Annotated in this window: 15 protein-coding genes and 2 pseudogenes; 15 read left to right on the top strand and 2 right to left on the bottom strand. The window is 44.5% G+C overall.

What is annotated here, in order from left to right:
* Positions 1-189 precede the first annotated feature (189 nt).
* Both I6E11_RS12910 and I6E11_RS12905 read right to left on the bottom strand, forming a co-directional pair.
* A complete protein-coding gene (locus I6E11_RS12910; protein WP_235338575.1) occupies positions 190-1,077 on the bottom strand; it encodes a helix-turn-helix domain-containing protein in 888 nt (295 codons plus the stop codon).
* 8 nt (positions 1,078-1,085) lie between these two features.
* Positions 1,086-1,991: a helix-turn-helix domain-containing protein gene (locus tag I6E11_RS12905; RefSeq protein WP_235338574.1), complete on the bottom strand. Its 906-nt coding sequence runs from the start codon at positions 1,989-1,991 to the stop codon at positions 1,086-1,088.
* A 251-nt stretch (positions 1,992-2,242) separates the two neighbouring features.
* Here I6E11_RS12905 and I6E11_RS12900 point away from each other — a divergent pair, with 251 nt between their 5' ends.
* From I6E11_RS12900 to I6E11_RS12830, 15 genes and pseudogenes are all read left to right on the top strand, one after another.
* The gene (locus I6E11_RS12900) at positions 2,243-2,809 is read left to right on the top strand and encodes a cyclophilin-like fold protein (protein WP_235338573.1); all 567 of its coding nucleotides are present in this window, start codon (positions 2,243-2,245) and stop codon (positions 2,807-2,809) included.
* Between the two features lie 13 nt (positions 2,810-2,822).
* Positions 2,823-3,689, top strand: a complete 867-nt coding sequence (locus I6E11_RS12895; protein ID WP_235338572.1) for a DUF3737 family protein — start codon at positions 2,823-2,825, stop codon at positions 3,687-3,689.
* A gap of 12 nt (positions 3,690-3,701) precedes the next feature.
* Positions 3,702-4,880, top strand: coding sequence for a MalY/PatB family protein (locus tag I6E11_RS12890; RefSeq protein ID WP_235338571.1), 1,179 nt, complete (start codon positions 3,702-3,704; stop codon positions 4,878-4,880).
* Positions 4,881-4,890: 10 nt separating this feature from the next.
* The gene (locus I6E11_RS12885; RefSeq protein ID WP_235338570.1) at positions 4,891-6,141 is read left to right on the top strand and encodes a DUF418 domain-containing protein; all 1,251 of its coding nucleotides are present in this window, start codon (positions 4,891-4,893) and stop codon (positions 6,139-6,141) included.
* Positions 6,141-7,583: an MATE family efflux transporter gene (locus I6E11_RS12880; RefSeq protein WP_235338569.1), complete on the top strand. Its 1,443-nt coding sequence runs from the start codon at positions 6,141-6,143 to the stop codon at positions 7,581-7,583. The genes I6E11_RS12885 and I6E11_RS12880 overlap by 1 nt, the downstream gene beginning before the upstream one ends.
* Positions 7,584-7,678: 95 nt before the next feature.
* A pseudogene (locus I6E11_RS12875) lies at positions 7,679-8,218 on the top strand (flavin reductase family protein); the annotation flags it as partial.
* Positions 8,219-8,259: 41 nt separating this feature from the next.
* Positions 8,260-8,448 (top strand): 4-oxalocrotonate tautomerase DmpI, encoded by a 189-nt coding sequence (dmpI, locus tag I6E11_RS12870; protein ID WP_235338568.1) that lies wholly within the window; start codon positions 8,260-8,262, stop codon positions 8,446-8,448.
* A gap of 6 nt (positions 8,449-8,454) precedes the next feature.
* Complete coding sequence (locus I6E11_RS12865) at positions 8,455-8,631, top strand: flavodoxin family protein (RefSeq protein WP_235338567.1); 177 nt, start codon at positions 8,455-8,457, stop codon at positions 8,629-8,631.
* Between the two features lie 18 nt (positions 8,632-8,649).
* Positions 8,650-9,093 (top strand): annotated as a pseudogene (locus tag I6E11_RS12860) (flavodoxin family protein); the annotation flags it as partial.
* 19 nt (positions 9,094-9,112) lie between these two features.
* On the top strand, positions 9,113-10,060 hold the full coding sequence (locus tag I6E11_RS12855) for an aldo/keto reductase (RefSeq protein WP_235338565.1): 948 nt from the start codon (positions 9,113-9,115) through the stop codon (positions 10,058-10,060).
* Complete coding sequence (locus tag I6E11_RS12850; RefSeq protein WP_235338564.1) at positions 10,039-11,082, top strand: amidohydrolase family protein; 1,044 nt, start codon at positions 10,039-10,041, stop codon at positions 11,080-11,082. Before I6E11_RS12855 ends, I6E11_RS12850 begins: the two co-directional genes overlap by 22 nt.
* Positions 11,083-11,085: 3 nt before the next feature.
* Positions 11,086-11,724 (top strand): NAD(P)H-dependent oxidoreductase, encoded by a 639-nt coding sequence (locus tag I6E11_RS12845; protein ID WP_235338563.1) that lies wholly within the window; start codon positions 11,086-11,088, stop codon positions 11,722-11,724.
* 17 nt (positions 11,725-11,741) lie between these two features.
* Positions 11,742-12,884, top strand: a complete 1,143-nt coding sequence (locus tag I6E11_RS12840) for a carboxymuconolactone decarboxylase family protein (protein ID WP_235338562.1) — start codon at positions 11,742-11,744, stop codon at positions 12,882-12,884.
* Between the two features lies 1 nt (position 12,885).
* A complete protein-coding gene (locus I6E11_RS12835; RefSeq protein WP_235338561.1) occupies positions 12,886-13,890 on the top strand; it encodes an aldo/keto reductase in 1,005 nt (334 codons plus the stop codon).
* Between the two features lie 80 nt (positions 13,891-13,970).
* Positions 13,971-14,657 (top strand): flavodoxin, encoded by a 687-nt coding sequence (locus I6E11_RS12830; RefSeq protein WP_235338560.1) that lies wholly within the window; start codon positions 13,971-13,973, stop codon positions 14,655-14,657.
* Positions 14,658-15,495: the final 838 nt, after the last annotated feature.

Genomic DNA, 15,495 nt, shown 5'->3' with positions numbered 1-15,495 from the left:
ATATTGTCAAGAGGGCTTCGCACCAAACAATTACTCGTAAAGCACGCCTCTTTAGGCTACTGTTGACGGAACAACAGGTTCAGACATCATGCTGAACAATTACTTGTACGACTTCTTGTCGCACCGTTTTTGCAAATATAATGTTTCTATTTTGAATATTATCACCTCTATAATAGTATCAGGCTATTCTCATTGTGAGTGCTTGTACTCATTCGGTGTTATTCCTGTCATCTTTTTGAATAGTAGACTGAAATATTGTACGTTGGGATAGCCCAATTGTCGTGCTACGACGGCTGGGGTATTTCCTGATTTTAACAACAATCTTTTAGCTGCTTCAAACTGTTTCAGCTTGAAATATTCCTCCAATGTTTTGCCAATCTCGAATTTCAGCAAGTCTTTGAAATAAGAAACGGAAAGACCGAGGTTCTCGGCACAGTATTCTGGTGTGGGAAGAACGGCATTACATAACTTACCGGAATTGATATAACCGTCAAGCAGCTTTTCCATCTTTTCTAAAATTATTTTATTCTTGTCCTCTCTTGTGATAAACTGACGCTCGTAATAACGGGTACAGTAATCCAATAATAATTCGATATGCCGTGAAAGAATGGTACTGCTGTGTACATCAATGGGATGATGAAGTTCTTCTTCGATATTCCACAGGCAACAAGTAATTTTTTCTGTTTCACGTTTAGACAGATGTAAGGCTTCTTCCTTGCGATAACGAAAGAAAGTGTAATTTTTGATATGGTTTTTCAAGCTAGTCCGAAAAAGCAGGTCAGGGTGGAATATTAATAAATAACCTTTATCCGGCAAGGTATTATTCTTACTCATTTGGAAAATATCTCCGGGCTTTAAAAATACCATTGTAGCATTTGAGTAGTCATAATATTTACGTCCACAACAACCGTCAGTACATTCTTCAGTGAGCAGCACGGCATAGAACTCAAATTTTACGTTTTCTTGTTCTAAATCAGGGCGTTCCAGATTGATGATACTTGCCTGAGGGTGCAATGTCTTACACCCTAAACGACGGTTACATTCGCATACACTTTTTATGTCTAATGTCTCTTTCATTTGTTCTTTCAGTTATTTATCTGTGTCCGATATTCATTCGGCGTGCATCCGACCCGCTTTTTGAAAAGGCGGCAGAGGTGTTGTGGATATTGGAATCCGAGAGAATAAGCAATCTGGCTTACAGTATCTTCAGTACCAGACATTCGATCCTTCGCTATTTCGATGACTTTCTCCTGAATATATTCCTTCGGAGTCTTACCGGTTTCTTTTTTGATCATGTCTCCGAAATAGTTGGGAGACAGACATAATCTGTCAGCGAAGTATTTCACGGAAGGAAGCCCGTCACGTTCGGCAGTATCCCCCTCAAAGTATTCATCCAGCAGATATTCGAAACGGGTCAGTGCATCCCGATTGCTTTTGCTGCGTGTGAGAAACTGACGTTCGTAGAACCGCGTACAGTAACCAAGTAACAATTCGATATAGGTGGCAATAAGTTTTTTGCTGTGCTTGTCTATATTATGTTCCAGCTCTTTCCGGATTATATTCAAACAGTCTAATATAATTGTCTGTTCCTCTTCCGAGACGTGTAACGCTTCATTAACCTCATACGAGAAAAATGTGTAATTCTTTATCGTTTTATTTAAAGACGTACCGCGAAGAAGGTCAGGGTGAAACAGAATTCCATAAGCATTTGTCTGGACCGTTGCTATTGTGGAAGTAGTTTCGGCCTTTTGTCCTGGAGCGAAACAGACAATGGTCCCTTCCTCGTAGTCATATTTCTGTCGACCGTATTTGATGTCGCAGGACTTTTCCAATTTTAAGAATATGGCATACACACCGTAATTCAAACGTATGAAATCCACCCCACGTGTCGCTTCATTTAGATTGACCACACTTACTAGCGGGTGCAGGGTTTCAAGGCCATACAGTTGATTGTACTGATCTACATTATCTAAATTAAGTATCTTATCCATATTGTATTTCTTTTTTATACAAAATTAGATGATTATGCAGACTCTATCATAACCTTAATTACTGATATTATAACCTAATATACAGATTTTACATATTCGTCTCGTGAATTATGTAATTGGGGTTATAACATCTGTAATCTATCTACCATGTCTGTAAGTAATCCGATATAAATTTGCGATGTTGAAAGGAAACAAGGAACTGTAATCATTTAAAATGGAATTGGATTTATAAATACTAAAATAGAAATGATATGAACAAATGTATTATCCTGACTTTGCTACTGATAGCTGTCATACCTGTACTGACTGCTTGCAGTCCTGAAGATGAACCTATAACGGAAAATCCTATCCTTCCTTCCGTTCCGAATCCCGAAGAACCGGGAGACAGTGACAATTCGGGGAACAACAATGAAGGTAATGACAATGAAAACAACGGAAATAGTGGAGAAGAAGACCAAATGAACAGAAACATTACAATTCGTGTAGATGACCGTAGTTTTACTGTCACACTTGAGGATAACGCTACAACACGTGCCTTTACCGCTCTGCTACCCATGACGATAACAATGAACGAGTTGAATGGTAATGAGAAATACTATTATCTGTCCGAGAGCCTGCCGACGGATAGTTATCGCCTGGGAACTATCCGGAACGGAGATTTGATGCTTTACGGTTCCAATTGTCTTGTTCTCTTCTATGAAACGTTCTCATCGTCTTACAGCTATACACGTTTAGGACAACTTGAAAATCCGTCAGGATTATCCTCTGCTCTAGGACAAGGCAATGTGACCGTAACTTTTGAAATTAATAATCATTAAGCCAATATCTCATATGAAACTTATTAAAAATACTGAATTCGGGGGTGAACGCCCCTTGTTTGAATCCCATGATCTTCGTCTTGAAAACGTAATTATCCGCGCCGGAGAATCGGCCATCAAGGAATGTAGCAACATTGAAGCTTTTGAATGCAGGTTTGAAGGTAACTATCCATTCTGGCACGTTCATGGCTTCAAAATTGAGCGTTGCTATTTTGATGTAGGAGGACGCTCGGCATTATGGTATTCCGATCATCTGCAGATGAAAGATACCGTGATTGATGCCCCGAAAATGTTCCGCGAGATGAGTGAGATTGATATTGAAAACGTTACAATGAATGATGCCGATGAAGTATTCTGGCGTTGCAACGGCATCCGTGTCAAGAACCTTAAATTGCATGGAGGAACCTATCCTTTCATGTTCAGCAATAACATTTATGTAGACGGCTTGGAAAGCGACAGCAAGTATGTTTTCCAGTATGTGAAGAATGTGGAAATTCACAATGCTAAGATTACCACTAAGGATGCTTTCTGGGAGGTTGAGAATGTGACCATCTACGATTCGGAGCTTAACGGCGAATACCTTGGCTGGCATTCCAAAAATCTCCGTCTGGTGAACTGTCACATTACCGGTGAGCAACCACTTTGCTATGCTCATGACCTTGTATTGGAAAACTGTACGTTCGGTCCGGACTGCGACCGTGCCTTTGAATACAGCACTCTTCAGGCCGATATCCGCGGTGCCATAACCAACATCAAGAATCCGATGTCGGGACGTATTGTTGCAGACGAGTATGGCTCGATAACCATTGATGAAAATATCAAAGCTCCTGCCGACTGTGAGATCCGGCTTAGAGATGAACGTACCTGTTTTACCGACTAAAATGTAAGGACCATGAAATACGACTTTGATACAATTATTCCCCGCCGGGGAACAAATTCCTACAAGTGGGACAGCCTGCCGACAAGTAAGGGTATACTTCCCCTTTGGGTAGCCGATATGGATTTCCGTACGGCTCCTGCAATTACCGAAGCATTGGCCAGGCGTGTAGGGCACGGCATTTTCGGGTATGTGCGTGTTCCCGATGAATACTACACGGCAGTAATCCGCTGGTTTGAAAGGCGTCATCACTGGGCTTTCCGTAAAGAATGGATGATATACACTTCCGGAGTAGTTCCGGCTGTATCTGCTGTCATAAAGGCCTTGACTGAACCGGGCGACGGGGTGGTCGTGCAGACTCCCGTATACAACTGCTTCTTTTCTTCCATCCGTAACAACGGGTGCCGCATTGTTTCCAATCCCTTGATATACGAGGACGGTACCTACCATATCGACTTTGACGATTTGGAACGAAAAGTGAAAGAACCGGGCGTAAAACTGTTGCTTTTGTGTAACCCGCATAATCCCGCAGGACGTGTATGGACCCGTGAGGAGTTATGCCGGATAGGAGAGATTTGCCTGCGGAATAATGTAACCGTTCTATCGGACGAGATACATTGCGAGCTTGTTTTTCCCGGACATACCTATACACCGTATGCATCTGTCAGTGAGGAGCATTTGTGGAATTCTGTCACTTGCGTATCGCCCAGCAAATCCTTTAATATTGCAGGATTGCAGATTGCCAGTATCATAGCCCGCGATGAAGCTATCCGTCAGCGGATAGACCGTGCCATCAACATCAATGAAGTGTGCGATGTCAATCCTTTTGGTATTGAGGCTACCATTGCTGCTTATAATGAAGGGGAGGATTGGCTTCTTGAGTTGCTGAACTATCTGAAGGGCAACTATGACTGTCTGTGTGCATTCTTCCGTACGCATCTGCCTGAAATACCGGTGACGAAGTTGGAAGGAACTTATCTGGTGTGGACTGACTGCAGGGCACTGCATTTGCCGTCCGATACCTTGCAGACCAGTCTGTTGGAAACGACCGGACTCTGGCTCAACAGCGGTACTATGTACGGAGCCGAAGGAGAAGGATTCTTGCGCTGGAACATCGCTTGTCCGCGTTCGGTACTACAGGATGCCTTGTCGCGCTTCAAGGGTTTTGTCGATGCTTTAAAACCGAAGGATTAATAAGATAAATATGGAATGTATCTTACCTGAAATGAAAACAAATGGAATCTCACCCGTGAAATCTACGGAACGTTTTGTCATACTTGACGCATTGCGCGGTTTTGCCCTCTTAGGCATTGTTATGGCTAATTTCCCGGAGTTCTCACTATACACTTTCATGTCGGCCGATGATGCGTCTGCACTGCCGTTTTCTGCAGCTGACAGATGGTTACGTTATTTGCTCTACCTTTTTATCGACGGCAAGTTCTACACCATATTCTCCCTATTGTTTGGCATAGGATTTTCTATTATTCTGGAAAATGTTACCAGGAGAGGTGGGCATGCCATGCCGGTATTCTACCGGAGAATGATGATACTGGCTTTCATAGGGGTAGTTCATCTGCTGTTTATCTGGAGTGGTGACATCCTGCTGCTTTATGCATTGCTTGGGATGATACTTCCACTTTTCAGAAAACTGTCGGATCGTAGTCTGCTTACTTTTGCTGCCGTGCTGTTGTTCATTCCTGTTATCGTTGATATCTTATGCGAAACAACACATACCAGACTTTCAGCGACGGTCATACAGATGCAGCAGATATATTGTTCCCGATTTGGTATTACGAATGAAAATTTTGCCTATTGGTTACGCGATGCTTCAAGTTACAGAGAAGTATTCCAGTTTCTGATTCAAGGAGCCTGGGTGCGCATGCAGGAATTCATCGATGGCAACCGCTATTTCAAGGTGATGGGTTTGTTTATCATTGGCTACTACATCGGAAGGCAGCATCTGTATGCCCGTCTTGAAGAAAGGAAGACATGGCTGAAACAAATAGTTGTAAGGGGAACCCTTGTGGGATTTCCTGTTTCCATCTTCTATGCGTACAGCGCCCTGAATAACCATCCCTGGGGACAGTCGATACACAGTCTGCTTTATTTCTTTGGAGTATATCCACTGGCTTTTGCATACATGGCTGGAATATGTATGCTTTGGCTCAAATATCCACGTTTGTCAGTTTTCCGCTGGTTTGCTTTCCCTGGAAGAATGGCCCTGAGCAATTATATCGGACAGTCTGTTTGGGGCATTCTGATATTCTACGGAATAGGATTGGGACTGGGAGCCGGAATGGGACTTTCTTTGGTGGTTGTTCTGGCAGCCTGCGTTTGGCTTATGCAGGCAATATTCAGTCGTATCTGGTTACATTATTGCCAGTTTGGCCTATTGGAATGGATATGGCGCATGTTGACTTATGGTAAATTATTCAGGCTTATCAGAAACCGGTAATGAAAAATACAAAGGAAAAGAAAACCGACATACTGCTTGACCTTATCCGTGACGCCCGCCCGATGACCTTGCGACAGCAGTTGCGCCTGACCGTAGAACTCAGTGTTCCGGCCATCATTGCACAATTGTCTTCCATCATCATGCAGTATATCGATGCAGCTATGGTGGGACGTATAGGTGCAGAGGCATCAGCTTCAATCGGACTGGTATCGACCACTACATGGCTTTTCTGGGGACTCTGCACGGCTGCCGCCACCGGATTTTCAGTACAGGTGGCCCACAAAGTCGGAGCAGGCGACTTAAAGGGAGCACATATGATTCTGCTGCAGTCACTTGTCGGCACATTAGTTTTCAGTCTATTGCTGGCTGCATTGGGTGCAGGCATCAGCTCTTCGCTGCCGGCATGGTTGGGAGGCGATGTCTCCATCCGTCAGGATGCCTCCATTTATTTTTTCATATTTTCCATTTTCCTGCCTGTCCTGCAAATGATTCTTCTGGCGGGCGGTATGCTACGCTGCAGTGGAAATATGCGCATTCCCAGTCTGCTGGGTGTCATCATGTGCGTATTGGATGTAGTATTCAACTTCTTTCTGATTTTCCCGACACGCGGATGCAGCGTTGCAGGCATGCAGTTCACTATCCCTGGAGCCGGACTTGGTGTGAGCGGTGCTGCATTGGGTACAGCTGCCGCAGAGACAGTGGTAGCCGGTGTGTTACTGTGGTATTTGCTGACACGTTCAGATAAACTGAGATACCACAGCAAGGGAGACAAATTCCAACTGAACGCCGAAACCTTAAGGAAAGCATTCCGTATCGGTTTTCCGATGGGAATAGAACATATTGTCATTTGCGGTGCCCAGATTCTGACGACAGTCATCGTAGCGCCTCTCGGAGTCTTTGCCATTGCAGCCAATTCTTTTGCCATTACGGCCGAGAGCCTTTGCTATATGCCCGGCTACGGAATTGCGGATGCGGCCACCACTCTTGTCGGCCAGAGTATCGGTGCCGGACGGAAGACGCTGACCCGTAGCTTTGCCCATATTACCGTACTGATGGGAATGGCCATAATGGGGGTAATGGGTATCCTTATGTATCTGTTTGCTCCTCAGATTATCGGGATAATGACTCCGGTCGAAGAGATCCGCATGCTGGGTGTGATGGCTTTACGCATCGAAGCCTTTGCCGAACCTATGTTTGCGGCCTCTATTGTTGCATACGGTGTTTTTGTCGGAGCTGCTGATACACTTGTACCATGTCTTATGAATTTCTTTAGCATCTGGGCTGTACGTTTGACCTTAGCTGCCTGGCTCGCTCCAACATTAGGACTGAAAGGCGTATGGATTGCCATGTGTGTAGAATTGTGTTTTCGTGGATTTATCTTCCTTGTACGTTTAAAACGTGGAAAATGGCTGAAATGCTATAAGATACAAAATCGGGTGTAGGGGTATAAACATCGGTAAATTATATACCAACGCCCATTCCTTTTCAGAGTATTTTTGCAAAAGAATCAATGAGTTAAAAGCAAAAAGGAATTAATATGAAAAGGAATTTAGGAAGTGTTCTTGCTCTGTATCCGACTCCGGCCGTGGTTGTCGGTACATTTGTACAAGAGAAGGTCAACTGGGTGTTGGTAGCCCATGTGGGAATCATCGGTCATAACCGTATTCTGGTTTCACTGGCCAAACCGCATTTCACTAATCAGGGGATAAAAACCACGGGACGTCTGTCTGTAAATATCGTGGATGAATCGTTCCTTCCGACTGCTGATTATGTGGGTTGCGTCAGCGGTGCAAAGACAGACAAATCTGGAGTCTTTGCCTTTCATTTGAGCGAGACTGGCGCTCCGATTATTGAAAACTCCCCGTTGGTAATGGACTGCGAGGTGTTGGATAATTACGAGACCGACACATTCGACAATTTTATCTGTAGCATTTCGGCTACATACGCTGAAGAATCCGTGATTGATGAGAACGGTAAAATTGACTACCGTAAATTGAAACCGGTTCTGTTTGAAATGCCTACTTATTCTTATCTGCGTACGGGTGAAATAATCGACAAATGCATGTCTTTGGGAAAATCATTGAAAATAGAAAACAATAAAAATAAGGAGGAGTAATTATGCCATCTATAATCATGGAATTAGTAAAGATGAGCAAAGAGAAAAAGGCTCAGCTCGTAAAAGAAGTTACTGAAGCAACCGCACGTGCCACAGGTATTGCACCACAGGCCATTTTTGTCTTTATAAAGGAAAATGAGCCGGAAAATGTAGGTGTAGGAGGCCTTTTATTACCAGATATGAAAAAGTAACTGAAAATGGAGTCGCTAAAAGTATTGCTGGTCAATGGTAGTCCGCATAAAGAAGGTTGTGTTTATACCGCGTTCTCCGAAATAGCAGTGACATTGAAGGAAGAAGACATACAGTCCGAAATCTTTTGGGTAGGTAATCAACCGGTGGCAGGATGTATAGGTTGCGGGGCATGTATTGGTTAAAGAAGTTGTTTCCGAAAAGATACGGTCAATGATTTCACTGCTTTGATCGACAAGTATGATGGGTTTATCTTTGGAACTCCCGTTCATTATGCAGGAGCCAGCGGTTCTATGACATCTTTTATGGACCGTGTATTTTTTATTGATGAATTCAATGGAGAACATTTTGCCGGCAAACCTGCGGCAGCCATTGCAACCTGCCGCCGTAGCGGTGGTACGGCAACTCTTGACCAGTTGAATAAATATATGGCAGACTGTAACATGCCTATTGTGCCTTCGCAGTATTGGAATGTCGTTCACGGAAATACTCCTGAAGAAATTCGGAATGATGAGGAAGGTTTGCAGACAATGCGTGTCTTGGCAAGAAATATGGCATGGCTGCTGAAATGTATTCAAGCTGGACGGAAAGGCGGAATAACTTTCCCGGAACATGGGCCGCACACCATGACCAATTTTATACGTTAAATTTAATAATGAATATATTATGATGAATAAACCGTCAATTGTATTGGGAACCTGGTCGTGGGGCACAGGCGTAGCCGGGGGGGATCAGGTCTTTGGAAATTATCTTGAAGAAAAGGAATTGCGTCCGGTCTTTGATGAAGCAATGAAAAACGGGTTGAATCTATGGGATTCAGCTGTAGTCTATGGCATGGGAGCGTCAGAAACCGTGCTTTCCGCCTTTACCCGTGAGTATCCGCGTAATGAGGTGCTTGTTTCCACCAAGTTTACGCCTCAGATTGCTAATGAGAAGGCTGAAAATCCAGTAGCAGAGATGTTGGAAGGAAGCCTGAACCGTTTTGGTACCGATTATATCGATATCTACTGGATTCATAATCCGGCTGATGTAGAGCGCTGGACTCCTTATCTGGTGCCGTTGGTGAAAAAAGGGAAAATCCGCCGTGTGGGCGTTTCCAATCATAATCTGGCACAAATCAAGCGTGCGGAAGAAATCCTTTCTGCGGAGGGCGTACATGTGTCTGCCGTACAGAACCATTACAGTCTGCTTTACCGCTCGTCTGAAAAGGCAGGCATTCTGGATTACTGCCGTGAGCATGACATTGACTTTTGGGCCTACATGGTGTTGGAACAGGGAGCTTTAAGCGGGAAGTATGATACGACCCATCCTATGCCTCAGGGAAGTCAGCGTGGCGAAACCTACAATCCGATGTTACCTCAGATAGAGGATTTGGTCAATGTAATGCGCTCAGTCGGTTCCAAACTGGGTGTGTCTCCGGCTTTGGTCGCTATAGCCTGGGCAATAGCCAAAGGCACGACTCCAATTATCGGGGTAACTAAAGTAGGACAGGTCCAGGATATAGTCCGAGCCCTTCAAGTAGTCCTTTCACCGGAGGATATGAGAATGATCGAGTATGCCGCAGAAAATACGGGTGTTGATACACGAGGTTCGTGGGAAATGCCAATGATTTGATGATGGCTATGCGGTATTGTTTCCTGTTTCTTTGCATGATGATGTTTCATGAAATATTACATGCCCAAAGTGTCATAGATATACGTTGTCACAATGTATTGCCTGAATTTCGAGCCCTGCTTGAACAGCATGATGCCGCCTTGGAAGAAACTTTCCCGTTACCAGAGTGGAGTGAGGATGCCCATCTGAAGTTCATGAATGAAGCTGGTATCAGCCAAGCAGTACTTTCCATGCCTGCACCGCAGCCTTGGTTTGGCGATGCGGAAGAGTGCTGTCGGGCAATACGAAGCTATAACGAGTCTTGTGCCCGGTTGAAAACTAAATATCCTGATAGATTCCTTTTTTGCGCCTCACTTCCCTTGCCGGATGTGGATGCGGCTGTCCGGGAAGCCGTCTATGCACTGGATACGCTTGGTGCAGACGGCATCAAGCTGGCGACGAACAGTCGTGGGCAATATGTCGGTGATGCCGAGCTCGATACGCTCATGCAGATTCTGAATGAACGTCAGGCGGTCATCATTCTTCATCCTCACAAGCCATCACCGGTGCATGAGGATATTATTGCCACTACATCGCTGGCTGTTTATGAATATCCGGCAGAGACTACTCGGGCTGTCATCAATATGATTTCCCGGAATGTTCCGGCCCGTTACCCGCAAGTGAAAATTGTTGTACCCCATTGTGGTTCCTTCCTGCCGCTGGCCATACCCCGTATGAAAGCTGTCCATCCGGCCATGGTATCAAAAGGATTCATGCAGGAAATCGACTGGGAAGCCAATCTCCGGAACCTCTATTATGACCTTGCAGGTGCTGCGACTCCCGAGGTGGTGCAAACGTTGTTGACCATAACAACCCCCGACCATTTGCTTTACGGGTCGGATTATCCGTATCAGCCCGATCGGGTATTGATGGCTGGATTGGAACGGATGCGTGCATGGATGTCAGACGATCCGACACTCGCATCTCTATTGCCTGGAATCTTATATGGAAATGCAGCAGCTTTATTTGATAAACCTTGGTAAAATATGGACAGACGAGATTTTTTGAAGTGCTCGGCTTCAGCTGCAGCAACAGTGTTGCTATCCTCAGTAGCAACCGCCGACGAATTGTTTACTAAAAATGAAGATAAAATGAAAATTGTAGTATTGACAGGAAGCCCTAGACGAAACGGCAACACAAACTACCTGGCTGACCGTTTCATTGCAGGAGCTCAGGAAAAGGGACATGAGGTGTTCCGTTTCGATTGTGCCGCCCATAAGGTCAATGGCTGTATGGCTTGTAACCGTTGCGGTATGGACGGTGATTGTGTGCTGAAAGATGATTTCAGTATTGTACGTCCTCATCTGCTGGAGGCAGATATGGTAGTATTTGTAACCCCGATGTATTATTTCGGATTCTCTGCACAGATCAAGAGTGTCATAGACAGGTTCTACGCCATTAACGGGAGAATAAAAGGAGCTCCCAAGAAGACCGCTTTCCTTATGGCATACGCCAATAGTGCGTATAAGGATGCTGAAGCCATGCGAGTTCATTACTCTACTTTGGCAGATTATCTTGGCTGGAGAGATATGGGGTCTGTCATAGCTCCTGGTGTATGGACTGCCGGTTCCATAAGAAATACAACATATGGAGAAGAAGCCTATCAACTTGGCAAAAGTTTGTAACCATTAAAACAATCAGTATGAAACGATTTATAACAGTTTTTGTATTGGGTTGCCTGATTCTCTCCTCTGTGGCGCAGGCACAAAATAAGAATCGAACAGATCTCTGTAAAGAAAATTATACCACATTGTTTGGAGGGGAAGCCCTGACCGGAAAAGGAACAGATCCGGAGTTCATGGCCATCCTTCAGAAGTTTATCTTTGGTGAGGTGTTTGCCGTAGGTGAACTTGACCACAAAACCCGCGAACTGATTACCTGTACGGTGCTTACCACGATGCAGACCCTACCGCAACTGAAATCCCACGCTGCGGCGGCATTGAATGTAGGTGTGACGCCTGTTGAACTACGGGAAGCTGTCTATCAGTGCGCTCCGTTCATCGGTTTTCCGCGGACACTGAATGCCATCGGCGTTATTAACGAGGTTTTCCGTGAAAAAGGTATTCCTTTGCCACTGGATGCCCAGGGTACTACCACAGAAGAGAATCGATATGAAAAAGGATTTGCTATCCAGAATCCACTTTATGGGAACGAGATAGCCGAACGGATGGCGGATGTCCCGGGTGGTATGGGGGCTGATGTGGCCCGTTTCCTGACAGAGTATTGTTTTGGTGATATTTATACCCGCAACGGCCTGGATGTCCAAACCAGGGAATTGCTCATTTACTGCATTCTGACAACGCTGGAGGCCGATTCGCAACTTCAATCCCACACATTGGGAAATATGAAGCTGGGAACAAGTAAGGAAACACTTGTGGCGGCTGTTATTCAGTGTCTTCCCTATGTTGGTTTTCCACCGGCCATGAAAGCGTTGAATGCCATCAAGAATACCGGTCGAGAGACGGTGGATCCGACCAAACAGCTTGTACGTCTTTCAAAAATAGAGGTTGATCCTTTACGTCTGGTAGAGTATAATGCCTATCTGAAGGAGGAAATCGAGGCTTCCATGCGGCTTGAGCCTGGTGTGTTGACACTTTATGCCACAGCTGAGAAAGAGAATCCGAACAAGGTCACCATTTTGGAGATTTATGCTGATGAGGAGGCATATCGCAAACACATCCAAACTCCGCATTTTCAGAAATACAAACAGGGAACGCTCGATATGGTCAAGTCTCTTGAACTGGTGGACTCCACACCGTTGATTCCCGGACTAAAAATAAAGTGATATGAAAAAGAGAATATTAGGAAAAAGCGGACTGGAAGTGTCTGCTATCGGATTAGGCTGTATGGGCTTTACACAGAGTTACCCGCCTTATCCGGAAAAGGGAGAAGCAATTACAACTCTCCGTAAAGCCATAGAAGCCGGTATCACTTTTTTTGATACGGCTGAGGTCTATAGCATGTTTAAAAATGAGGAACTCGTTGGCGAGGCTCTTGAGCCTTTCCGTAATGAAGTGGTCATCGCCACCAAATTCGGATATGATATGGCCAATGTCCATTTTGAAGGGTCGGCACGTCCCGTTGAATTGTCGAGCAAACCGGAAGTCATCCGCCGTGCTGTCGAAGGCTCGTTACGGCGTCTGCGGAGAGACCATATCGACCTCTATTACCAGCACCGTGTTGATCCGAATACGCCGATTGAAGAAGTTGCCGATACACTTTCGTCTTTGATCAAAGAGGGTAAGGTTCTCCATTGGGGATTGTCCGAGGCTTCAGCCGCAACAGTCCGCCGGGCACATGCCGTATGTCCGCTTACGGCAGTCCAAAGCGAGTATTCAATGTGGTACCGCAAGCCCGAAGCGGAGTTGTTGCCGACCTTGGAAGAGCTGGGTGTCGGATTCGTTCCTTTCAGTCCGCTGGGCAAGGCCATGCTGACAGGACGTTTTAACCGGCAGACGACATTCGACCAGTCCGACTTCCGGAGTACCATTCCCCGTTTCAGTCCGGAGAACTTACAACAAAACGTAGCGTTAGCCGAATATGTGGAGCATTTGGCCCAAAAGAAACAAACTTCGTCCGCACGGGTCGCCCTTGCCTGGCTTCTTGCTCAAAAGCCGTGGATCGTTCCGATTCCAGGATCAAAAAGGATTGAACGGATTGTTGAAAATGCTGGTGCCGTCGATGTTACCTTCTCGCATGAGGAATTGGCGGAGATTCGTTCTCGTTTGGATTCTATCCATATCATTGGTGGACGTTATTCGGAGGATCAGGAAAAATTGACGGGATTATAAACTTGAATACAGGAAGCAAAGTTTGGCTTTTAACTGGTTTTACAAATAAACTTATAAATCAACTCAAATAAAAAATACATATGAAGAAGTTATTTTATATCCTGCTGGCAGCAGGGCTATTTTTCGGGTTTACATCTTGTGAAGATGATGAGCCTGTAATTGACCAGCCTCAGACCGAAACTCCGGATAACGGAGGTGATGACAATGACAGTGAAAATGGAAATGATGACCCTGAAAATCCCAATCCTGCCGAGGGAGATATTCTTGTAGTCTATTACAGCTATACGAATAACACGCATACGATTGTAACCGATTTGCTGACACAGATAGAGGCTGATGTTGTCCGTATAGAACCGGCAGAAAAAGGATTGGATTATGCAGCAAACAACTATGCATTGGGAAGTACCTTGATTGCTGCTATCCGTGAGAATCCGAATGACGCCTCTTCCTATCCGGCCATCGACCCTGTAGAAGTTGAACTTGAGAACTACGCTACGGTGATTGTGGCAGCACCCCTCTGGTGGAGCAATATGGCGGCTCCGTTACAGAGTTTCCTGTTTAATCACGGGAATGAGATGGCGGGGAAGAACATCGGTCTGATTGTTTCCAGTGCCAGCAGCGGCATCAGCGGTGTCGAGGCGGATGCCAAACGTCTTATCCCAGATGGTAATTTCCTGACCCCGAGCCTTTGGATACGTTCTTCCCAGACGTCCAATTGTCATGCAATGACAGCAGAATGGCTGGATAACATAGGTTTAATAGAATAGAAAATATATTGTGAGACCCTATATCATTTGCCACATAGTGGCTTCCATTGATGGCAGGATTTACTGTTCGATGGTGGACAAAATCATCGGAGAAGAATATTATGCCGCATTGGAACAACTAGATTGCCCGTCTTTGTTATAAGGACGGGTAATCATGAAACATTATAACGCTGCCCAAGAACCGTTCGTCCCGACATAGTATGAACCTATTGGACACTCTTTCGTATATGTTGCAGAAGAATCGGATGCCTATATGCTTTCTGTTGAAATGTTAGTCCATTTACGATGGAATTCAAACTGCATTGATGATGTACCGTTGGTTTGTATTGTCAGCGGAAAAGCCAACGAAGAATATATTGAAATATTACGGTAAAAAATTTTATTTCCCGATGCAAAGATGTTAGTAATCTGTATATCAGTTAGTTGAGTTGTATTAGAATAGTATTTGAGCCATAATTTTATTATTAAAAATATACACTTAAATCTCTGTTAATCAGCTTGTTGTATATTATGTAAGCATTACTTTCTTTTGCTTTCTTATGTTACTTACCGATGCAACATCGAAGCATGTTTAATTATCAGCGTTTTAGCATTTTAATCGGTACAAATAGATTTTTGACAAAGAATTCATTTTCTATGTACAAGTGTAAACCTTTGTTTTTCAGTCTTTTGTTGATTTTATTTGTACCGTCTTTCTTCATTCAAAATTTGTATATCAAAAATCAAGTATAAAACTTTGATTCTTTGATAGTTTTATCCCATGCGCTACATGATGATGGTACAACAAAGATAGTTCTTTTTTGTGAATTTCTCAGTGTATTAATGGGGAAAATAATAA

Origin of the sequence: Bacteroides caecigallinarum, assembly GCF_021531075.1 — a bacterium.
In the GTDB taxonomy this organism is placed as follows: domain Bacteria; phylum Bacteroidota; class Bacteroidia; order Bacteroidales; family Bacteroidaceae; genus Phocaeicola; species Phocaeicola caecigallinarum_B.
Note: the sequence above shows the minus strand (reverse complement) of the source record. Positions and strands in the feature narration are given on the sequence as shown.